This window comes from Candidatus Enterococcus huntleyi, from assembly GCF_009933175.1.
Classification (GTDB): Bacteria; Bacillota; Bacilli; order Lactobacillales; family Enterococcaceae; genus Enterococcus_K; species Enterococcus_K huntleyi.
In genome coordinates, this window is record NZ_MAEJ01000029.1 from 18356 (window position 1) to 39882 (window position 21527).

General features: G+C 36.2%; 20 protein-coding genes and 4 pseudogenes. 12 read left to right on the forward strand and 12 right to left on the reverse strand.

What is annotated here, in order from left to right; genetic code table 11:
• Positions 1–145: 145 nt before the first annotated feature.
• From ltrA (BAU15_RS12395) to BAU15_RS15610, 7 genes are all read right to left on the reverse strand, one after another.
• Entirely contained in the window at positions 146–2032 is a 1887-nt protein-coding gene (gene ltrA, locus BAU15_RS12395; protein ID WP_161843057.1) for a group II intron reverse transcriptase/maturase, read from the reverse strand.
• 736 nt (positions 2033–2768) lie between these two features.
• Positions 2769–3131: a toprim domain-containing protein gene (locus BAU15_RS12400; protein ID WP_161843058.1), complete on the reverse strand. Its 363-nt coding sequence runs from the start codon at positions 3129–3131 to the stop codon at positions 2769–2771.
• Between the two features lie 38 nt (positions 3132–3169).
• Positions 3170–3442, reverse strand: coding sequence for a hypothetical protein (locus tag BAU15_RS12405; RefSeq protein WP_161843059.1), 273 nt, complete (start codon positions 3440–3442; stop codon positions 3170–3172).
• Positions 3443–3513: 71 nt separating this feature from the next.
• Entirely contained in the window at positions 3514–3726 is a 213-nt protein-coding gene (locus tag BAU15_RS12410; RefSeq protein WP_029485743.1) for a hypothetical protein, read from the reverse strand.
• Positions 3727–3747: 21 nt separating this feature from the next.
• Complete coding sequence (locus tag BAU15_RS12415) at positions 3748–4137, reverse strand: hypothetical protein (protein ID WP_029485742.1); 390 nt, start codon at positions 4135–4137, stop codon at positions 3748–3750.
• A gap of 66 nt (positions 4138–4203) precedes the next feature.
• Positions 4204–4806, reverse strand: a complete 603-nt coding sequence (locus tag BAU15_RS12420; protein WP_029485741.1) for a recombinase family protein — start codon at positions 4804–4806, stop codon at positions 4204–4206.
• Positions 4807–4859: 53 nt separating this feature from the next.
• Positions 4860–4997, reverse strand: coding sequence for a hypothetical protein (locus tag BAU15_RS15610; protein ID WP_202622739.1), 138 nt, complete (start codon positions 4995–4997; stop codon positions 4860–4862).
• Positions 4998–5313: 316 nt separating this feature from the next.
• Between BAU15_RS15610 and BAU15_RS15800 the strand changes: the two are divergent.
• A pseudogene (locus BAU15_RS15800) lies at positions 5314–5739 on the forward strand (transposase); the annotation flags it as partial.
• On the opposite strand, the gene BAU15_RS12425 reads toward BAU15_RS15800, so the two are convergent.
• The 3 genes from BAU15_RS12425 to BAU15_RS12435 form a co-directional block, all read right to left on the reverse strand.
• Positions 5642–5974 carry a hypothetical protein gene (locus BAU15_RS12425; protein ID WP_161843060.1) on the reverse strand — a complete coding sequence of 111 codons (333 nt, stop codon included), beginning with the start codon at positions 5972–5974 and terminating at the stop codon, positions 5642–5644. The pseudogene BAU15_RS15800 and the gene BAU15_RS12425 overlap by 98 nt on opposite strands.
• Positions 5975–5977: 3 nt before the next feature.
• The gene (locus tag BAU15_RS12430) at positions 5978–6265 is read right to left on the reverse strand and encodes a PrgN protein (protein ID WP_012481689.1); all 288 of its coding nucleotides are present in this window, start codon (positions 6263–6265) and stop codon (positions 5978–5980) included.
• 134 nt (positions 6266–6399) lie between these two features.
• The gene (locus BAU15_RS12435; RefSeq protein ID WP_161843061.1) at positions 6400–7899 is read right to left on the reverse strand and encodes a primase C-terminal domain-containing protein; all 1500 of its coding nucleotides are present in this window, start codon (positions 7897–7899) and stop codon (positions 6400–6402) included.
• Positions 7900–8556: 657 nt separating this feature from the next.
• Here BAU15_RS12435 and BAU15_RS12440 point away from each other — a divergent pair.
• The 8 genes and pseudogenes from BAU15_RS12440 to BAU15_RS12475 form a co-directional block, all read left to right on the forward strand.
• Complete coding sequence (locus tag BAU15_RS12440; protein WP_161843062.1) at positions 8557–9414, forward strand: ParA family protein; 858 nt, start codon at positions 8557–8559, stop codon at positions 9412–9414.
• Between the two features lies 1 nt (position 9415).
• Positions 9416–9772 (forward strand): hypothetical protein, encoded by a 357-nt coding sequence (locus BAU15_RS12445; protein WP_005230882.1) that lies wholly within the window; start codon positions 9416–9418, stop codon positions 9770–9772.
• Between the two features lie 1285 nt (positions 9773–11057).
• The gene (ltrA, locus tag BAU15_RS12450) at positions 11058–12920 is read left to right on the forward strand and encodes a group II intron reverse transcriptase/maturase (protein WP_161843063.1); all 1863 of its coding nucleotides are present in this window, start codon (positions 11058–11060) and stop codon (positions 12918–12920) included.
• A 113-nt stretch (positions 12921–13033) separates the two neighbouring features.
• Positions 13034–14323 (forward strand): annotated as a pseudogene (locus tag BAU15_RS12455) (Y-family DNA polymerase); the annotation flags it as partial.
• Entirely contained in the window at positions 14307–14813 is a 507-nt protein-coding gene (locus BAU15_RS12460; protein ID WP_161843064.1) for a hypothetical protein, read from the forward strand. The pseudogene BAU15_RS12455 and the gene BAU15_RS12460, both read left to right, overlap by 17 nt.
• A 91-nt stretch (positions 14814–14904) precedes the next feature.
• Positions 14905–15162, forward strand: a pseudogene (locus tag BAU15_RS12465) (SOS response-associated peptidase family protein); the annotation flags it as partial.
• A 422-nt stretch (positions 15163–15584) separates the two neighbouring features.
• On the forward strand, positions 15585–15785 hold the full coding sequence (locus tag BAU15_RS12470) for an LPXTG cell wall anchor domain-containing protein (protein WP_161843065.1): 201 nt from the start codon (positions 15585–15587) through the stop codon (positions 15783–15785).
• 282 nt (positions 15786–16067) lie between these two features.
• Positions 16068–16187, forward strand: a pseudogene (locus tag BAU15_RS12475) (transposase); the annotation flags it as partial.
• A 561-nt stretch (positions 16188–16748) separates the two neighbouring features.
• Here BAU15_RS12475 and BAU15_RS12480 read toward each other — a convergent pair.
• Together BAU15_RS12480 and BAU15_RS12485 are read right to left on the reverse strand one after the other, a co-directional pair.
• Positions 16749–16886: a hypothetical protein gene (locus tag BAU15_RS12480; RefSeq protein ID WP_237580196.1), complete on the reverse strand. Its 138-nt coding sequence runs from the start codon at positions 16884–16886 to the stop codon at positions 16749–16751.
• 127 nt (positions 16887–17013) lie between these two features.
• Positions 17014–17694 (reverse strand): IS6 family transposase, encoded by a 681-nt coding sequence (locus BAU15_RS12485; RefSeq protein ID WP_161843066.1) that lies wholly within the window; start codon positions 17692–17694, stop codon positions 17014–17016.
• A gap of 101 nt (positions 17695–17795) precedes the next feature.
• Here BAU15_RS12485 and BAU15_RS12490 point away from each other — a divergent pair, with 101 nt between their 5' ends.
• From BAU15_RS12490 to hpfH, 3 genes are all read left to right on the forward strand, one after another.
• Positions 17796–18410, forward strand: coding sequence for an ABC transporter permease (locus BAU15_RS12490; RefSeq protein WP_161843067.1), 615 nt, complete (start codon positions 17796–17798; stop codon positions 18408–18410).
• Between the two features lie 635 nt (positions 18411–19045).
• Positions 19046–20185 carry a response regulator transcription factor gene (locus BAU15_RS12495; protein ID WP_161843068.1) on the forward strand — a complete coding sequence of 380 codons (1140 nt, stop codon included), beginning with the start codon at positions 19046–19048 and terminating at the stop codon, positions 20183–20185.
• Between the two features lie 389 nt (positions 20186–20574).
• A complete protein-coding gene (gene hpfH, locus BAU15_RS12500; protein WP_161843069.1) occupies positions 20575–21525 on the forward strand; it encodes a (2S)-3-sulfopropanediol dehydratase activating enzyme in 951 nt (316 codons plus the stop codon).
• Positions 21526–21527: the final 2 nt, after the last annotated feature.

The window sequence follows — 21527 nt, forward strand, 5'->3', positions numbered from 1 at the left end:
GGCGAATATCGATAGGTAAACTTTTGAAATAATCTCCAGTTTTTCCCCCGATCCACACCGTGCATGCGATTTTCACCGCACACGGCGTTCTATCAACAAATTAAACCTTTTTTTTTTTTTTGTTTTCCTAAGTCTCGCAACCAAATTAATAATGTAGTGAAGTGTTTCTAACTAGCAACCTTAATCTATTTAGCTTTTTGATTTGTTCATCATTAAGATTTAACAAGGTCATATATCGCTGAATAGTATCTCCCTTGGTAGCATGTATTAGAATGTGAACTTCAGATTTAACAATAGTCAAGTTACTATACTTGTCATCATAAGATACATGATAAGGTATCTTATGATGACAATGCATATCTAGAACATTTAGTTCTTCACCCGTTACCGAACACTTACCCGACTGAGCTATAAACAATGAGATACGATTATCGTTAAATTCCACTGTTGCTCTATCGCTGACTACAGGATTGCTCCTGATCCAACGAAGTGCTATTTCAGATACGGCTGATTGATTACGATGAATGAGTTTACGCCCCTCAGGAGTATATTTATTAATTTTAACTTTAAGGTACATTGGGTTCCTATGTTGTACAAAACTAACTGGTATAATTGGGCGTCCTGTCAGGTATCTAATATTCTTTGACTGGACGTAGTTCAATATCCCTTTATCTTTACCAGTATATTTACCCGTTTTTGTCAATCCATCAATAGACAATCGATTTCTCATTGTCAGAAGAACTGAGTAATGCATCTTTTTAAAGTCTCTATTAACGTGAGTTGCTATTCGATAGTAACCGTGCATGCCAATAACTTTACTATTATAATTTCCTATAGCTCTGATAGTATTAATGCTATTAGGTGATTTTTTGATTTCCTTGATTTGCTCTTTTAGTTCTATTCTCATACGGTTAATTGCTTTATCTGAAACATGAGAATGCATTACATATCTATTTTTCCCTTTTCTTTCTAGTTTCAAGTTGAAACCTAGAAACTCACTAGTTTCCTTACGAAGGTTCGTGATTTTGGATTTTTCAATAGATACGGGTAAATGCAATCGTTGTTCCAACCATTGTATCGAAGCATGATAAAGTTGTTCAGCCGTTTTTCGGTCATGGCAAAATAATTTAAAATCATCTGCATAACGAACTATATAGAACTCTTTTAGTTTTGTATGTGAGCGCATTTTCCTATGGTGATTTCCCATATGCTCGGTTCCATTAGCATTGTATTGTGTCTTAATTTCAGACATATGCCTTGTTTCCCATTGTTCCGATACCCACCAATCAAATTCACTAAGATTAATATTGGCTAATAATGGGGATAAAATCCCACCTTGTGGTGTCCCCTTTTCGGGAAATTGAATAGTACCATTAGGCAATACAACTGGAGCTTTTAGCATTTTGCGGATAATAGTGAGAAGTTCCTTATCCCGTATACCCATAGTCCACATTTGTCGCATTAATTTTGAGTGCCAAACTTCATCGAAGAAACCTTGAATATCTATATCAACACAATATCCCATTTTTATAATATTCATCTTCTTGGCACAATCAGCAATTGCATGTTCGGCAGACCGATTAGGTCTAAAACCGTGACTATGTGGATTAAATTTCGCTTCACATATTGGTTCTAATACTTGCAAGATACATTGTTGAGCTACCCTATCCCAAATAGAAGGAATTCCTAATGGTCTAGTTTTTCCATTTGGTTTGGGAATTTCAGTTCGCTTAACTTTTCTTGGTTTGTAAAATTTGAACCGTTTCTTAACTATATCAAGGTATCTTTCAGTTGTTAGTTTTTCAATATCTTTAATGGTTTTACCGTCAATACCTGCCGTAAGACTTCCTGAGTTGCGCTTTATATTACGATACGCAAGCAAGATATTGTCATCGGATATGATAATTTTCATTAATGACTTGAAATTTTGATTTTCTACACTACGTTGATACAAGTTATCATAAGCTTCTTGCATTCCATAATACTCAGAATATCGAAGCTTATTATTTTTCTTGTTTTGGTGGTTGTTCATAGTTCGTCACCCCCTAGTTATTGGTTGTGACCTTTTGGTCTTACAGGAATCTATGGTTTGACTTAGGTTACTTAATAAATTGATTTAAATTTGTTGACTTGTGGCTATTCCTCCAGTTCCATTACAGAACCTTCACCGGTCATGCCACTACTTTCACCAAGATAAATATAAGTTATATACTAATACTTTCCTTATATCCGCTTCATTGCGTGTGTGCGCTCCACGTTCTTGGCTTCCCACGTTCCTTCAGTTTTATCAATGTAATAGCTTAGGTGCTGGCTTTTGCCCTGTATCACTTCAAGTGCCTATAACACTTCACGGAGTTTCATAAAAACAATTCTTACTCCACCGCATGATACCGTAGAGTGACATGATTTCTTCAATCATGTTCTACCCGACACATTTCTGTGCCTTAGGCGTTTAGGACAGTACATTCGCCAGTTCGTCAGTGCTTTTACACACATTCTCACCATACTATACTTTTTGCGACCTCCGGCATATTAGATACAGTTCCTACCTCTAGGAAATTTTCGTGCAGACCAATGTTTATCATTTCTGCTTACGGTATCCTTCTGCCGACTTCACCGAGCTTCATACCATTTCTTTTAACACGTAAGAAATAGCATGTCGGAGTATTAAGGGAGGCGTTTCAAGGCGTTACCCTATCATTCCACCTCTCAAACTGAAAGTTCTCCACTAACGTCTGTTAAGCCGTTAGTGTGCCTAGTCTTTTCAACTAGAAACATGTCGCACTATTTTCACCTTCTCTGTCGCTATCTGTTGCAACAATAATTGTATTTGCCTTTTTGAGAAGTTCTGCAACAATTTTAAACTGCTTTCCCTTATCTTTTGCGACTTCAAAATCGTATCGATCAGGAAAAATCGGCAAAGATTCAAGTTTCCAATTTTGCCACTTTTCGTTATAATGACCTGGTTCTGCTAATTCGACTAAATGCCCAAAACCAAAGGTGATAAACGTTTCATCTGTAAATAGTGGGTCTTTGATCTCAAAATAACCGTCTTTTTCTGTGCTTTGTTTTAAAGCACTTGCGTAGGCTAATGCCTGGCTTGGTTTTTCAGCTAAAATAACCGTACTCATTCATTCTCTCCTTTTTTCCTAATTTTAGATAGCTTTAGTTATTGTTGCTTCGTGTCACCTGAATAATCGCCATAGTAATTTTTCAGTCCTTGCCTAATACCAATGACAAAAACTACGATTCCTAAAATAATCATTGGAACAACCTTGATTAAATCTCTTATGATTTCAGGTTTGTCCATATAAAGGGCTTTGCTTGGAACAATCCAGTAAGCAATATCTTGCCATAAACTAGCAAAATTCAATACAAAAACAATAAACGCAATTAAAGACAGCAATAACCAAAACACAACGATAAAATTTGTTTTTTTCATTCCTCACACACTCTTTTCTATTTTTGTTTAAATTTCCTTTTTTAAGATATTTTTCTAAATCTAAGTAGTTCCTAGAAGTTGATCCCAAAAAACATTGTAAAAAAGAAACCATACAGACTTGCGATAATGCCAACTATTCCTAATAAAAGCAAAAATAAAGCCGTTCCCCTACTTTGTTTCCTTATTTTAAAACTACCAATGATAAACACCACACAGACAATCAAAACCAACAAAAATATAACCAAAAGAACCTTTCGATCTTGAATAGCTTTGAATACCTCCACTTGGAACATCTCCTTAAAAAACTACTTTCTCATTTCAAATTCTTTTCCAAACTGTTTAACATACATTTTTTCTAGAGTGTCCTCCAGTAAGTATAATTTTTTTTGAGAAATATACGCTTTATCCCAGTTCCAATCACTTAAATCATATCTACCAATGTCGGCAATTTCCCTTACTTCTTTAATGGATAGGTTTAACACTTTTCTTAGTTCATCTATTTTTTTATACTGTTTTTTTCTTCGTAAAATCGTTGGTAAGTTGAAGCATGCTATAACAAACACTCCGATAAAAGAATTAACCCATTCAGAGTGAAAATGAAGCAACTTACTGATAAGTAGAAAAATAATCCAAATTAAAACTAAAATAATTGAATATAAAAGGTCTATCTTCTCATTTGCAAACAATTTCTTCATAATGTCTATCCCTCATTTCTATTACTTTCTTGTTTTCTCTTTTATGTTATCTTCACCACGTTCATATTAATCTAAATGTCTATCAGCTACTGAAATGCCACACCGCTGTCGGTATCTTCTAAACGTTCGCCGATTGATTCCAGTTTGTTCTTCAACTTCTTTATCGGATAAACCGTTCAAAAACAAATCGAAAGCGTGTTGTAAACGTGGATCATTTTCTTTAAATTTATGCTGACGACCTTTGAATTTTCCTTTTGACTTAGCTATTTCAATCCCTTGGGCTTGTCGTTCTTTAATACGTTTACGTTCAGATTCAGCTTGATACTTATATAATTCAATCACTAAATTATTAATCAAACGCCTTAAATTTTCATCTTCAATACCATTCATTGAGGGTAAATTTAAGACTTCCAGGGTTGCACCTTTCATTTGAATTTGGTTCATCAATTCTGTTAGTTCTTTATTGTTTCTTCCTAATCGATCTAATTCAGTAACAATAACAATATCCCCTTCACGAATATAGTTAAGCATAGCTTGTAATTGTGGGCGTTCGACCGATTGACCGCTTAATTTGTCTGAAAAGACCTTAGAAACGCCCTGTAACGCTTGTAATTGCCGATCTAAGTTCTGTTCTTTGCTACTGACACGTGCATACCCTACTTTAGTCATGTTAAAAAACACCTCCCTTGTTAAGAAAAAAATAAATTGGATATGAATTCTATTTAATCACTTTGACTAGCAAATACTAACAACAAGACACACACACCTAAAATCAAAAATTCACTACTTTTAGTTAAAAACCACGTAACCACAAGAACTAATCCAATCCATGTAATCGGGTTCTTCAAATATTTCTCCAAGATTTTCCTCCTCTAATATGCTCAACTTAAATGACCTATTCAATAAATCTAGTATACTGCTAAATAGTTTATAGGACAAATAAGTATACTCTATTGACCTAACAAAGATAGAAATTCAAAAAAACAAGTGTTTGCTACGCTCTCACTGCCCCTCGACGTTTTAGTAGCCTTTCCCTCACTTCGTTCAGTCCAAGCCAACTAAAAATTTTCGGGCTCCTCTCTCCTTTACCCTAAAAAATAAATCGAGTTGTGTGTCTGTTTTCGGCCATTTTGATATCTTATTTAAACTTTCTTGAATAAATGTACGCTCTAAACGAGGTCACTGGAACATCCGTTTCAAGCCTTTCGTGTAAGAATGATGAAAAAGCTGCAATTAAAAGGGCTCAAAAATGAAGCACAGAAACTGAAAGTAAATTGGCGTTTCTTAACTAAAAACAGACGGAATATTAAAAAACTTGGTGTAGTTTCCGTGCACCTAAATTCCCACTTCTTACAGAAAGTTTAGACGAAGAATTTAGAAAAAACTACAAAATTTACTCAAATATAACGAAGGTATACGAAGTGCATTGATTTATCCCCCTACCAATGACAAAATAGAAGCTAAGAATACCCATATTAAACAATGAAACGTGTATCTTATGGATTTAAATCATTTGATAACATGAGCATTTTTTATTTGACTTCCAGCATTCATAAGACTCATCAGTTGCACTTTTTTTCATTCTCCTACAAATTCCACTAAACAATGACCACTTATAATCATCAAGAATGGCAGTACCTACTCCCCCTAATCCTAAGAAAAACAGTAAAAGTAAATACAAAAATAGCATCATATTCGTCCATAACGATAAAAGAGTCAACAAAAGAGAAACTAAGCCTACTGTAACAAATGAAAAGAACAGAATACCATAATAAATTTTCAAAAGAACAGACCATTCTTTGATTCTATTAAGAACAGATAACTCCTCCTCAATCATTCATCAATCCACCTGCTCTTTCTTCTTCTTGGGATCAATACTCTTTAAAAACCTCTCCTCCAACACCAATAAATGACGATAAACATCATCCATTGACCAGCCTGAAGAAAGGCTTAGACAATACAAAAAATCACAAGGCAACGTCTTTACGGTACGGTTTCTTGTTACCCAACTTGCTACTGTACTCTGCTTATATCCATGCAACTCACAAAATTGTTCTACTGTCATACCTAACCGCGAAATAATAAATACATTGATCGGGTAGGGATATACAAAGGTATTGATACTCATAGTCAGAAAGACCTCTCCCCATATTATTACGTTTGCGATAATAATACTACTCTTTCTTAAGCCAGCAAGCAAAGCGGAGAAAAGAAGGAACGTATCATAGATATAATGTAATAGGCAATTTGCACCTTTTAATTTCAGCCTGTATCGATCATGAACAGATCTGTTTGCACGCCGATCTTATTGGGATCTATCAAGCGTTTCAGTGCTGTCTGGATAAACGTGTATTCTTTTCCAAAAGCTTCTGAGATCGCAGCGAAATAAGCCCCCCGGCTTTCTTTTTTTAGCCGGATAACGAAGCGCATCAATCCATGTATCGAAGCTAACATAATACCCCCATTACGACCAGCACGAACACGAAAATGAAGTTTGTTCTCTTCTCTTAACTGCTTCAGTACTTTGTCCAGGGAACGTTTTGGGATCTTTAAACGTTCAGTTAACTCTTTTTTTGTAGAAATAATGTATGGTTGTTCTTCATAGGATTGCTCATTCAAATAGGACAGTAGATCTTCTGCCCATTCATGACTATGTGAATACTTGCGAACAGCTCTTTCTTTCTTGAATTTCCACCAACCCCGTTTTTTGTTGAATAGTTGCTCTTCAGAAAGATTGGCATCGACCCACTCTTGGCATAATAGGACAATTTTTTCTCTGTGCGCTGCTTGATATTTTCCGGAGTAAGCGGAACGAATGATTCTGGTTAATTCTCGATCAGATAAAGGGTTAGCCAAGCGGTCATTGAATTCTAACATCGTCAATTCACATGCTTCTACTTCGTATCCTGACGAAAAGTATGCCAAAGACAAGGTGAATATGACATTATTTCGACCATATACGCCCTTTTCACCTTGTATTTTTTGACTTTTTAGCAACAGCTGGAACCAGGGTTCATCGACTTGACGAAATTCTTGAGTAGATGGTAATACAAAAACGTTCTTGATCTCCGCTTTTTTGTCCGCATCTTCTCTCATTGACCAGTCGATCCATTCTTCGAAACTATAACGATACTGTGGTTCAAAGAATAAAACATTCTCTTCAGAAGGCATTCGTGTGATCCCAAAATGATTGGCATTTACATCAACTGGAAACCGATAATCATTTGAAAATTTGTTTCTTAGATTTTTTGAGATCATTTTGGCCACATTGATCACTTTAAAATTTGATTTCTTCGTCACGTATGCAGGCTTGTCTAGTACATAGAAAGCTTGAAATCCATGCGGTGTACGTAGAATCATTGTCGGCATAAAGCCGATCTCGTGACTGGCCAAGATAATTTCTCCATAGTCAAAGTTTGGATCCAATGTGTCAAAATCAACAAAGAAAGTATTGATTTGACGCAAATTGTCCTCGGAATGACCTTTTGTAAACATTCTGGCTTCATCAGCATACGTTCCATAGCGAAATACATTTGGTGTCCAATGAGTGAATCGATTATTGTTTTCGATCACCCCTTCTTCTGAAGTGATCACTAGTCCAATCCCCTCGATCATGTGTTCCTTTGAACGGTACGCAAAAATAGCCCCCTTCCCCGACTGATCACTAAAAGAGACCGGTTTTAGGTGGCTGTTTTTATATTTGAATTTACGGATACCATTTTGTAATACCGTCGAATATACGACATCCAAAGAAGCTGCCATGACTTTATTCCTTCCCAAACTAAAAGAGAACACAAATAATCTTAAAGATTTGTGTTCTCCCAATAGCTTAGAAGTCTTAAATGAATGACAAAATAAGCGTGTATATATTGAGTTGCTCGTCAAAAAATGGTAGAATAAGTCTGTAAGTTCGGATTGTCAGTCCGAAAGACTTATCAAAATTACATAAGTGGTTGTCAGCCACTTACATAACTTCTGAGACGAGCGAGAACACATAGTTGTTGTATGTGATTCAGATGAAAGAGTGACCCAATTCACTTTTTTATCCGTCTCTTTTTTTATTTTTATTTTTTTCAGTTCTATAAATACAAACATAGCATATCTTACTTTTTCCATCTTGTAAACTCTTATTTTTTATAATTTAATATAGTTATTGTCGCACAAACCTATTAATATCAACAATTACCTTAGGCATTAAAACACTTAAGTACTTAAGTGTTTTGATGCTTTTTTTCAGTACTTAAGTACTATGACGTTTTAAAGTTGCATTTAATTGCTGTTAAATCACATTCTAAACATAGCCGAATTAAAAGTACTTAAATACTAAAGTTTCTATTGACTCGTAACTTTCTAGGTGGTATTATTATATTGCATACAAGTATTTTAACACTTTAGTACTTAACTTAAGGAGGTAGGAAAATGAAAAAAAATCGATCGAATTCAGCAGAAATTATTTCGCTAGTTAAACAAATAAAAGATCTCGTTGGTGAAAAAGGTGGTCCCATTGTAATTTCTGTTGCAAATCAAAAAGGTGGCGTTGGAAAAAGTGCTACCGTAGATAATCTAGCTGAACTGTTTGCTAGTTTCGATCTTATAACAGATATCGTAGACATAGACGCACAGTCAAGTATAACTAACCTAAAAACTGATCTTAGAAATATCATCGATGAAAATCTACCAGAAATGACTCAGGTAATGCTAGAGGAAGAAACGTTAGAGAACATTACTTATCAGATTAAGAATAATCTATTTATTTCCCCAACAACCTTGCGTCTATCAGATGCCGAACTTAACCTAGTTAACGCTACATTAAGAGAACTGATTCTGAAGAAGAACATAGAGAGCCTTGAGACAAAATTTGATATTATTTTGATTGATTGCCCTCCTTCAAGAGGACTGCTTACTGTAAATGCTCTTAGTGCATCAGATTACATCTTAATTCCTGTTCAGTCCGAGTACCAAGCTCTAGTAAGTATAGAGTTGCTTTTTTCTACAATCAATAAAGTTAAAAATTCAATTAATCCTAATCTAAAGGAACTTGGCTATGTAGTCACTATGGCAACTAATACAAACCACAGTGACGAAATTATTGAGGAAGTTAAATCTGACGATAAAGCGGAAGTTATTTCTATCATCGATAGAAGCATCGTAGTATCCGACGCTGGCGTTGCTAACATGTCAGCTTACGAATTTGATTCAAATAATAAAGCTGGCATTGCATACTATAATCTTGCAGTGACAGTTCTACAGAAAATAGTATCAGAAGGAGTTGTATAAAATGGCTAAACGTGTATCTATTAAAGACAAAAATATAGCTAAAACAAATGATATCGACACACTATTTCCTACTTCAAAACCACAAACTTCCGATCAAAATGGAACTAAAAAGAAAATTAATATTCTTAGAAAAATTGAAGATATAATTTCATATTACAAAAATTTTAAAGGCGGTAAGCAAGTTTCGATATACTTGCCTGAAGAGATTCATCGAATGGTTAAAATGAAAGCCGCACAAGACGATCGAAATATGAAAGACGTAATGAAAGATTTAATTCTCGATAACTATCTAACTGAGTCAGAAATTAAAGAAGCCTACCGTTCATACGTTGATAAATTAGAAGAAGATAGCAAATAGACATGAGACACTTTAGTACTAAAACATTTTTATTGTTTAGTGCTAAAGTGTCTTTTTCATACCATCATCATAACACGAACTTTTTAGTATTAAAGTACTTAACCATTTAAGTGCTTAACCATTAAAACGTTTTGCTACTGACTTCTTTCGACGAAGGCAATCGAAACTTCGTAATCTTTATTTTTTTGATTAATTTTACAGGGACTCCGCAGTTTATTATTGTATTCAGACTCTTTAATATTTAAGGGTTTAAGTACTTTATAACTAAAACACTTAAGACCTTTGGGACTTACGGAGTATATTGTTTTAATTATCCAAACTGTGGACGTCCATCTATTTAAACACTTTGACACTTTGGTATTTTGACACTTAACCATTAAAACCGCAATGATAGAATTTTGATCTGTTCTCTTGACTTAATTAGCGAACATATGTTCTAATACGGTATATAAAATGTATCTTTTTTTTAGAAAAGGTGATTTATCATGGTTATGCAATTTGGCGTAAACCCAAGGTTTGACTATACTAAAGAACCCTCACGAGATATTCTCTGTATCGACTGTAAGTCATTTTATGGTGCGAAACGTTCCTAACTGAAAAGGTTAGGCACACAAGATTTTCTTGTGTAGAACTAATGATTTGAGGAGTGAAATGACGGTGTAACGACCTGAAGCGCTCCCTCTGATACTCCGATTGGCAATACCTTAAGTTAGAATAGGAATTGTCAAAAGCTCGGTAAAGTCGGCTGAGAGTTACCGCAGTTGCATTATGCAATCGAAAGCTGTTCAGCGGTGAATGGTGTAACCTATAGGCCGGGAGTCCAGAAATTACTCATGGTGAGAATGTGCAGCTGCACTGACGAACTCGCGAATGTATGAATCTATAAGCTTGGGGTACAGAAATGTATCTTACCCGCACAAATATTACTGTGACAAAGGGTGTAGCTTGCGGTTAAGTAAGAATCGTAGATATGAACAACCGTGCAATGTAGTAGGCATTGGAAAGTTACAGGTTCAGAGTGAGCGCCTAAAAGTAAATGCAGGGATAAAATCATTGGAACGTTGAAAGCTAGTGTCGTGGAGGACTAACTTCCTTTGAAACGGTTGAGACGAAGAATAATAAGCTCATTTACACTAGTGAGAGTAGTGGCACAGTACCTATGAAGCAGTGATAATAAGCTGTGGAGGGATAGCCACAAGTCAATTTGCTTTACTAACAGTTATGATACAATCCATAGAATCGAGTATGACAAAATAAACGCCGACGTCCGAAAGGAGGCGGTGCTATGGAAAACGTATCAGCATCACATTCAATTCGCCATATGGAATATTATGGTCTTATTGATAGCTTTGATTCTCTTTACAAAGAGAGTAGCGAGAACAAAATTTTCAGTAACCTTATGGAAATTGTCACTTCTCCTAATAACATTCTATTGGCATTTCGGAATGTTAAAGGAAATTCTGGTAGTACTTCCCCAGGCGTCGACAAAAAGAATATTGATGATTTAACAGCAATACCGAATATCGAGTTTATAAAAACTGTACAAACAAAATTTTCAGAATACAAACCGCAACCAGTTAAACGAGTAGATATTCCTAAGCCAAATGGGAAAACTAGACCACTAGGCATACCAACAATATGGGATAGAATCATACAACAGTGTCTACTACAAGTTTTAGAACCGATCATGGAAGCAAAGTTTCATGATAAGAACTATGGTTTCCGACCTAATCGGTCGGCACATCATGCATTCGCTCAAGCAGTACGAATGGCGCAACTTTCAAAACTAACTTTTGTAGTAGACATAGACATAGAAGGATTCTTTGATAACGTAAACCATTCGAAACTTATTAAACAGTTTTGGACATTAGGGGTACGTGATAAATGGCTTCTAGGTGTTATCCGAGCAATGCTTAAAGCACCTATTATTCATAGGGATGGACGCATTGAACATCCAAAGAAAGGAACCCCGCAAGGCGGTGTTCTCTCTCCACTTCTTGCCAATGTTGTTTTGAATGAACTGGACTGGTGGATATCTTCTCAATGGGAAACACACCCGACTAGGAAAAACTACGATTGTTATCATCAAACAAGAAAGCAATGGATTAAGAGCAACAAATATCGAGCACTGCGTGCTTCGAAACTAAAAGAGATTTATATTGTTAGATACGCAGATGACTTCAAAATCTTCTGTAGAAAACGAAGTGACGCAGACAAAATCTTTCTAGCCACTAAATTATGGTTAAAAGACCGACTGAAACTTGATATAAGTGCTGAAAAATCAAAGGTAGTGAATCTCAAGAAACAGAAATCTGATTTTCTCGGATTCACAATGAAACTGGTACGCAAAAGAAAAAGTTTTGTGATTGAAACGCACATGTGCGCCAAAGCCATGAGTGCAGCATCTAATAAGTTAGCAAAACAAATTAAGGTGATTCAACATTCACCTACCCAAGATGTACTTCAAAAACAATTAAGTATTTATAACTCAATGGTAGTAGGTATCCATCAATATTATAAAAAGGCAACCCACATCAGTGTGGACTGCCCAAGAATAAATCAACGCCTAATGATTATCATCAAAAATCGACTAGATATTAAGAGAAAGGGTCCTCCACCGAGTGATTTTATTAAAAAAAATTACGCTCGGTCAAAGCAGTTGAGGTGGCTTAATGGTGTTCCTATGCTTCCTTTTGGATTCATAAAACATAGCCACACCTCCTTGCCCAAGATAGGTACCTGTAAATACACGCCCGAAGGTCGTGTGCTGATACACAGGTATCTTACTTTCCCAATCGATATTATCAACCAACTCATGAACATGTCTAATCCTAATGAAAGCATTGAGTTTAGAGACAATCGTGTATCCAAGTACTCTTCCCAAGTCGGCCGTTGCCGAGTAACGAAAGAAGTCTTAGAGCTGGCAGACATATATTGCCACCGTATTGTACCTAAAAATCTAGGTGGGAAAGACAATTATCAAAATCTAGTCATTGTCCACCGGAACATTCACTCACTTATTCATGAAGAGGATAAAACAAGAGCATCACTTCTCATACAAAACATGAGAGTTACAAGTGCTCAACTTGAGATAATCAACCAGTTTCGCAAAAAAGCTAAGAATCGTGAATTGTCGCTGAATCTATAACTGTATGATACTGTTAGTAAACTTTGATGGAACGCCGTATGCGGTGAAAGTCGCACGTACGGTGTGGAGCGGGGGAAAATCTGGAGCTTGTATCAAAAGATTACCTATCGCTATCATCCGTAGAATGCGTAGAAAGAGGACTAAATCCTTTAAAGGCAAAGTTAGTTGTCATGTCCTATCCTTCGGACGATCCTTCTCAGCGAGGAAGTGGGCTAATCCTGGCATCGAGTCCGGCCGCAAAAAAAGCCTATGGAATTTCTAATGTCAGTCGATCACGAGATCTTCCTTTTCCGTATCCGGAAGACCTCGTGATTGCACCACCGAGGATGGCACTATATATGAGAAAGAATATGGAGATTAACAATATTTACAAGAAGTATGCTGACGAGCAAAATCATTCCGTATACAGCATCGATGAGAGCTTCGTGGACGTCACAGACTCATTAAAGCTGTTCGGTGCAAAGGACGCAAGAGAGCTGGCGAGAATGATTCAAACAGACGTTTATCGACAAACTGGAATCTTCACAACGATCGGGATTGGTGACAATCCGCTCTTGGCCAAGTTCGCACTAGACCTCGAAAGTAAAAAAAATTCAGATATGAAAGCAGAATGGCGTTATGAAGACGTACAGCAAAAGCTTTGGTCTGTAGAAAACATTACAGAGGTGTGGGGTATCGGACGTCGGACAGCAATCAGGCTAAACCGAATGGGCATATTTACTATGCATGACCTGGCACACGCAAATTACTATCAGCTGAAGCAAAATTTTGGTGTCTTAGGTACTCAACTATATGCACACAGCTGGGGCATCGATCGATCATTCTTAGGTCAGAAATACAAAGTAAAATCTAAGTCGATAGGGAACAGTCAGGTCTTAAATCGGGACTATACACGTCGAAAAGAAATAGAAATTGTAATCAAAGAAATGGCCGATCAAGTAGCAACTAGGCTACGCCGTACAGGAGCTAAAGCTGAAGTCATATCTTTGTGGATCGGATTTTCAATGGGCTATGTGGATCGATCAGGGAGTAGAGGGTTTCACCAGCAAATGAAGGTGCCAGCAACTAATAGCAGCAAACAAATTGCAAACTACTTACTGCAGATATTTGATCGTCATTACAAATACCAGGACATTCGAAATGTGGGAGTAAACTGTTCAAAGCTCGTTTATTCTAATGCTCTACAGCTTGATCTCTTTGAAGATCCGAACGAGCAAGTAAAAGACTTAAAAATCGATTATGTTGTAGATACCATACGCAAAAAATTCGGATTTAAGTCAATCGTCCATGCAAATAGCATTATGGAAGGCGGACGTGCGATTGCTCGCAGCAGCCTTGTCGGAGGGCATGCAGGTGGTATGTCTGGACTTGAAGGTGCTGAAGGTCATGGTAAAACGTACTAAGAAAACTTTTACGGACTATAATCAATACAGAGATCGACCATTCGGATTGAAGTGGGCAACGGCTTACGCCATGGATGATCTTATGAAAGGTGTCTTAGAAAACGAAGCCTGGGCTACAAAAGAAGTTGTTGGTTTGGATTTAATAAACCGTGAGGAAATCGACGCAATTCTATCGGAATCGTTCCTTTATCACAAGCCTATATCGCTGCAATTAAACACTAAAGACGAATTTGGGCGATTTTTGGATCCTGTCGAAGGACAATTTCTTGGTGAAGCATATGAAGATTATTTTGTACTCAATGAACAAGCGATCAATTGGACAGATGTCCGACATGTATCCATAAAAAAAGAGGAAAAATGGTTTAAAGTTGATTATTTTCAGGACAGAGAGTCTTCTCGCAACAAACAAAAGAAAAAAGCGAGTAAAATAGAAAAAGAGATTGAGCTAATCAAAAATGAGTATTATCAGGACTTTGCAGACGACGTTTGAAGATCATTGTCCATCATTTGACTTTGAAATTTCCTTAGAATGGCTCTCTGACACACGTTTTTTAAACAGATCAGAAAAGGAGAGGAAGAATATGTGTGGAAGATATTTTTTTGATTTATCTTCAGATGAACTAAAAAGCTACTATGATCACGTTGTTTTAAATGCTACAGGTAAACATATTCGTGTTGGTTTTAATGAAATTTTTCCAACTAATTATATAGTAACACTAGGACTTAATCAGGATTCAAGGGTAGTACCAGGAATCACTCAGTGGGGGTTCCAAGGATTTAAGCCCGGTCAACTTATGATCAACGCACGTTCAGAAACAGTAGAAGAAAAGAAGACTTTTTATTAAAAAGGTTTAAAGAATTGAAATTCTTATAGAATTAAATTTTTTGTCATGATACTTTTGTTTAAAAGGAGAAAGAGACTTATGCTCTCATACACAATTTATTTTTTTGCAGTTTGGTTTATACCCTTAGCCATAATTATTTATGGAATTTATAAAAAATCAAAGAAGTTTTGGCTTACAGGAATTTGCTTAATTCCAATCTTCCTTATCGTTATGCCGGTAATAGCTATGTTTTTTGGTGGAGATAATATGTAAATTATTTTAGATGAGTCAAAAAAATTGACTCTTCGTAAAATTTTTCATGTTAGTTTTTCCATTCTTGCTATTCTATAGGCTGATTATTTAGCTTATTAACGATAGACTCAATTGGTTTATTGAAACATACCCTACCTAAAAAATAATTAATCGTCAAATGATTTTTGAATATAGGAACAACAAAAAAAGTTGAAGCGAAAGAAATTGGATCAGACGTTCAAAAAGACGGAACAGTTACAGTTAAAGGTTTAGACGGAAAAATGAAAGTTTTACCAAAAACAGGTGAAACAGCAAATATTGCATTGTCTGTCCTAGGTTCATTAATGGTATTAGGATCAGGAATCATTTTTAAAAAGAGAATTTAAGTAAATTTAAAAGCATGGTCGCAAGTTTCACTAGCAGCCATGCTTTTATTGAATCATTGTAGGACATTTTAAAGATAATTGCCCACTTTAAAATTAAACATGTGCTTAGAATCGTTCTAGGCAACACCAATAACAACCGTAGAATCAGCAACTTGGAATCATTTTACAATCATGTTATAACGTTGGTAATTATGCTAAAATCTTTTTTACGAACATAGTAGGAGAATTATATTAATTAATATAAATATTATTATCAAATTCTATGATTGATAAAGATACGGAAAACTAGAGGGCAAGAATGATCTTATTAAAGTAATCAAAAGAATAGCTTTTGGATTCCGGACTTTCCGTCACCTTCGGATGCGAGTCCTAATCCAACAAAGTATCTGTGAAATCATTTAATAACAAAAAAAGGAAATGCCGAAGCATTTCCTGAAGTGTGATTTGATCAAAACAACACCATTTGACAAGGAGCCTCAATAATCTCAACTCTCCAAAATCCTCAAAATACCGCTATATCAAGCCATTTCCAGCCTCTACTTATCCACCCTTGTTATCAATCCCACCAACTCGATGTGGCTTGAGAGGACAGAATGAATGTCATTTGAGTATGTTCGTTCTCGGAAACATATCCACTGCGTTTTTAGCACTATCGGTAGACGGGAACATATCCATTCATGATAAAAAATAACGTGTCTAATTGCATAATCATGATTGAGTAGAGTTGTCAAAAGAATAAACATAACGTATTTCAGTAAGTTTTTTTCCTGTAATTTCAATAATGCATTCATCGTCTTCATTGCATCGCCACTTATTCTTCCGGCTGAATCAATACTACCCCCTGCTCTGAGATGACAATAATGATATCACCTGAAGCTGGTATCCCCTTGTTGGAAGTATATCTTTCAAAAAATTTGACAAAACTTATCATCTAGTACAATTTCCATGCCTAAAACCACAATATTAATATCCCTCGACTACTATAACTTCACCTTCTTCATCAGTTGGGGGTTGAAAATGATCATAATAAGTGGAAGCTGTTTGCTCCGTCAATATGATATCATTTTGATGATTTCCGTTTCTTTTTCGAATACGTTCCATAACAACTTCCTTAGGTGTCTTTATATAATAGATTTTGGGTTCTATGTCGTATTTCTTTAATAATGAAATATATGGTTCTGTTGCAAAGTTTTAAATAAAGAATAAAATCCCTTACGGTATCTATGATTTAAGCTGGGATTCCCAATAATACCTTGATTTCAGTACAGACCGAAAATCCGAAGAGCGTTCCATTTCTTCGGTTCTTTTTATATATTCCTCGAATGGTCTCCATGCCCTTAATCGTGGAAGAGGCTGTACGGAGACTTTGATAAAATTTATTCCGTCGTTTAATAGGTCGATGGTCTTGTTCTATTAAATTGTTAAGATACTTCACAGTTCTGTGCTCTGTCTTAGTATATAAACCCACACTCTGTAACTTTCTAAAGGCGGAGCTAAGAGAAGGTGCTTTATCGGTCACAATTGCTTTCGGCTCACCAAACTGTTTATGGAGTCGTTTTAAGAAAGCATAGGCTGCTTGCGTATCCCGTTTCTTTCGTAACCAGATATCTAAGGTTAAGCCGTCCGCATCAATTGCACGATAAAGATAATGCCAACGTCCCTTAATTTTGATATAGGTTTCGTCCATTTTCCATGAATAGAAGGATTGTCTATTTTTCTTCTTCCAAAGATAATAGAGGACTTTGCTGTACTCTTGCACCCAACGATAAATCGTCGTATGAGAAACGTTAATGCCACGATCATATAAGATTTCTTGAACTTCACGATAGCTAAGGTTATAACGAAGATAGTAGCCCACGGCTACAATAATCACATCCTGCTGAAATTGCTTTCCTTTAAAATGATTCATCGTCATTCCTCCTGCTATCTTTTTCTATTATTCTACCTTATTTGATAGTAGATTTAAAACTTTGCAACAGAACCGTTTTGGCTATGCCGCCAATCTACAAAATGCAACTTGAACTAAATGCTTTACCGCCAGAATTATTACTACTTATCGGTCAAATGGGCTGCTTAATCAACATTGGGAGTGTCGCAATTACGATTCCTGCTATGTTGATGGCGGAAGAAAAAGAAAAATATACATTACGTACATTGATGGTTTCGAGTATTCGCCCGATGGAATACCTTGTGAGTAGTTTGTTACCAGCAATTATCAGTTCATTTGTTATTCAGATTATCTTTATCCCAATCTTGGTCACGAAGATAAATGCTGTTTCGCTGATTCTCTACTTAGCCGTTTCACTTGTGGCGATTATCATCAGTAGCCTCTTGGGTATGTTATTTGGTCTATTTGCTAAAAATCAAATGACGGCATCACTTATCCCAATGCCACTAACTGTGGTCATGATGGCAATCCCGATGTTAGCCGGCAGAATCGAAATTTTCGGAACAATTAACAAATATTTCTACCTATCTAAGGTTAGCTATGCCATGGATCAATTAATCCTAAACAAGCCAGTCAACCTTACAATCAGTGATTTAATCGCTTTCGTCGTGACGCTCGCTGTCAGCTTCCTATTATTTGCTTGGTTATATAAACGCAATGGCTTTGAGAACGACTAGGCTGGAAAAAGACAATCGGGAAAATCTAAAGAGTAGCTGAAAAGGTACAAGGCTATTTTACAAAATTATTAAGAAGCATATCAAAAAGGCGCAAACTGATTTCTGAAAAGAAGTCGGTTTACGTCTTTTTTTGAATGATTTACTTGCTTAAAAGAACAAAAACTTATTAAAAAAACGATCATTTTAATAAATGAAATTGTTGCCAAATCCCTTTCGTATTTTTTGTATTTGTCGTCAGAAAAACTAGTGCACTTGTTATTTTTTGCTGCATATATCTAGAGCAAGTGTCGAGTAAAACTGCTTAACAAATCCCTATTTATAACGATTCTAATTAACGAACGCCTGATTTTTTTACTTTATTCTAGTCTTTTTTTATAAAATAGAGAAGATTATTGACAATTCTGCTATAATCAAATTAATTACATAGTCGATCCTTAAACGAAGGATAGAAAACGTTCAGGAGGATTTAATTAAATAAGAATAAATAACAGGTAGTTAGGTTAATCAGTCACATGATATGACGCGTCAATTTTTCTAAAAAATAGGAGGTGCTTGCTTAGTCGTTTGGAAGGTCTGAGATGGAGTAAAAGTGAGCTATTCTCGACCGCCTAAAATTTGGATAAGAGGTGAACTACGTGGTGGAACGTGAACGTAAAAAAGTACAGTTTTTTTCGGAGATTTCAGAGCATCAAATTTCTGCTCAAGAGTTTTTTAGTACCGTCCTTTTAGATTCTATCAGCAAAAATTTTGGCTGGGACAAGGTTTTGATTGCTTATTATGATACGAACGGTAATTTTCTGTCATGGACGAGTTGGAAAGGGATTTCGATGGATTCAGCAGACCATGTCTACCGCGGATTCAAAGGGAATGATGTGGTGAGACACATCGTCTATGAAGAAGCGGTTCGGGATCATTTAACCTATTTTGATGTGGAACCTAGATTATATAAGTCAACTGATATAATCAGCGAACCCTATTATGATCAGTCGATTTATGTCAAATTTATCGAAGAAAATTTCCAACAACATTACAGTGTTACTCTGGCTTTTGGTATTAATGCGTATATCCAAGTAATCTTTTTTAAAGAGCAGCAGTTAGGCGATTTTACGCCACAAGAATTGCAAGAATTGGAAGAGATTTATGTCTACTTGGCCAATGCCTATAAGAATTTTAAGAAGTATGAACAGTCCAAAATCATTCAAAATATTCAGAATGAGATTATTGCTTCTGGAGAGAAAAGTTACCTGGTGACGGATGATTTTATGCATGTAATGTCGTATAGTAACAAGGCTATTGGTTATTTAAGAGATATTTTAGGCACAGAGATCGATGAGCAGCTGAGTAGTGCGAGTCCTTGTAGCTGGCTTCCGTTTCTGTTGGGTGGTGAAGCTTACGAACTCTCAGAAGACCGCGTTCAAACAAAGGTTATTCGTGATTATATTTTTAAAATATATACATATGATCAGTGTTATTCCAATGGAATTGTCGATCGTTATCACTGGATCACTATAAAAAATAAGAATCAGTCTGAGAAAAAGCCGCTCACAGAGACGAATAATTTGCCTTTGACCCCTGCTGAACAGAAGGTTGCAGTCTTAATGTACGAAGGGTTGACCTATAGAGCGATTGCTGATGAATTGGTGGTCAGTTACCACACGGTGAAGAAACATGTCCAAAATATTTATTCAAAATGCAGCATTAATAGTCGTTTTGAGTTATACAAATGGATGGAAAATCGCGCGTTCACAAGTGAATCTCATCTCAGACAAACGTAATCGATTCATGCTTAAGATATGAAATCAAATTAGATAAATTTATCACAAAATGACTGTCTATGCACAAAATGAAACCGGTTTTTATAGAATGTACAACGTGAAGAAAACAGATAAAAACGGATGGTTTCACGACTCAATTAGAAAAGATAGAAAAAAGGATGATAATTCAAAATTACACGCATGTAAATAGCTAAGACCCTCAGTATGACTACTGAAGGTCTTTTTTTCGTGGGGAAATAAATTTATCAGTAAAAATTATAAAGCGCTTACAAATATAGGGAACATTCCCTATATGGAATAGTGAGGTTACCTAATTCTTTTTCATATTTTTGTTTGTTAAACTTTTAACAAGAAAGAGAAATTGTGAATTATTGAGAGGAGGGAGTCAATTGCCACAACAAGGTGTGGTCTTCGATATCCAGCGTTTCACCCTGCATGACGGTCCTGGATTACGAACCGAGATTTTCTTAAAAGGTTGTCCATTGCGCTGTCGCTGGTGCGGAAATCCAGAAAGTTGGTTACCTAATGCTGAGTTAGGCGTCTACAAGTCCAAATGTATTTCCAAGAAAAAATGTGGGCTTTGTCTGGATACCTGTGCTTCTGAAGATGCGTTGACTTTTTATCGAGGCAAACTGACGAAGATTAACAGTCGCGAGGTAGATGATTTGGCGCAGGTAGCAGAGTCTTGCCCAGCAGATGCGATTAAACAGTGGGGCACCAACATGACGGTTGCTGAATGTATGGACATTATTCGGACGGACAAAGGATATTATGATCGCTCTGGAGGTGGAGTCACAGTTTCTGGTGGTGAGGCGTTACTTCAGGCATCTTTTGTCGCAGAGTTATTTGCAGCGTGTAAAGAGGAAGGGATTCAGACCTGTTTTGAAACAACTTTTCACGGACGATGGAAAGAGGTTGAGAAATTACTTCCGGTGACGGATATCTGGATTTCTGATATCAAACACATGGACTCAGCGATTCATAAAGAATACACCGGTGTCCATAATCAAAAAATTTTAGAAAACCTCAAGAAATTGTCTGAATTGGACCGTGAATTGATCTTGCGAATCCCGGTGATTCCTGGGGTCAATGACACAATGGAAAATATGGTTGCCACAGCAGATTTTATTCTAAATGAAATGAATGGGCAGGTTGCCACCTTACAATTGTTGAGTTTTATGCGGCTTGGTGAAGAAAAATACCAAGCTTTAGGAATCCCCTATGGAATGGAAGGGCTTAAATTTAACCGCCGTTCTTTACAAAAGAAAATTCGTGGCTTTAGCGAATACTTTAATCAACGGGGCATTCATTGTTTAGTCGGAACAAAAGAAGAACAATAAAT

Bases quoted from the DNA above. Each gene is read 5' to 3' on its own strand.
- ltrA (WP_161843057.1), bottom strand. From the start codon at position 2,032: ATGAACAACCACCAAAACAAGAAAAATAATAAGCTTCGATATTCTGAG.
- BAU15_RS12400 (WP_161843058.1), bottom strand. From the start codon at position 3,131: ATGAGTACGGTTATTTTAGCTGAAAAACCAAGCCAGGCATTAGCCTAC.
- BAU15_RS12405 (WP_161843059.1), bottom strand. From the start codon at position 3,442: ATGAAAAAAACAAATTTTATCGTTGTGTTTTGGTTATTGCTGTCTTTA.
- BAU15_RS12415 (WP_029485742.1), bottom strand. From the start codon at position 4,137: ATGAAGAAATTGTTTGCAAATGAGAAGATAGACCTTTTATATTCAATT.
- BAU15_RS12420 (WP_029485741.1), bottom strand. From the start codon at position 4,806: ATGACTAAAGTAGGGTATGCACGTGTCAGTAGCAAAGAACAGAACTTA.
- BAU15_RS12425 (WP_161843060.1), bottom strand. From the start codon at position 5,974: ATGATTGAGGAGGAGTTATCTGTTCTTAATAGAATCAAAGAATGGTCT.
- BAU15_RS12430 (WP_012481689.1), bottom strand. From the start codon at position 6,265: ATGAGTATCAATACCTTTGTATATCCCTACCCGATCAATGTATTTATT.
- BAU15_RS12435 (WP_161843061.1), bottom strand. From the start codon at position 7,899: ATGGCAGCTTCTTTGGATGTCGTATATTCGACGGTATTACAAAATGGT.
- BAU15_RS12440 (WP_161843062.1), top strand. From the start codon at position 8,557: ATGAAAAAAAATCGATCGAATTCAGCAGAAATTATTTCGCTAGTTAAA.
- BAU15_RS12445 (WP_005230882.1), top strand. From the start codon at position 9,416: ATGGCTAAACGTGTATCTATTAAAGACAAAAATATAGCTAAAACAAAT.
- ltrA (WP_161843063.1), top strand. From the start codon at position 11,058: ATGGAAAACGTATCAGCATCACATTCAATTCGCCATATGGAATATTAT.
- BAU15_RS12460 (WP_161843064.1), top strand. From the start codon at position 14,307: ATGGTAAAACGTACTAAGAAAACTTTTACGGACTATAATCAATACAGA.
- BAU15_RS12480 (WP_237580196.1), bottom strand. From the start codon at position 16,886: ATGGAACGTATTCGAAAAAGAAACGGAAATCATCAAAATGATATCATA.
- BAU15_RS12485 (WP_161843066.1), bottom strand. From the start codon at position 17,694: ATGAATCATTTTAAAGGAAAGCAATTTCAGCAGGATGTGATTATTGTA.
- BAU15_RS12490 (WP_161843067.1), top strand. From the start codon at position 17,796: ATGCAACTTGAACTAAATGCTTTACCGCCAGAATTATTACTACTTATC.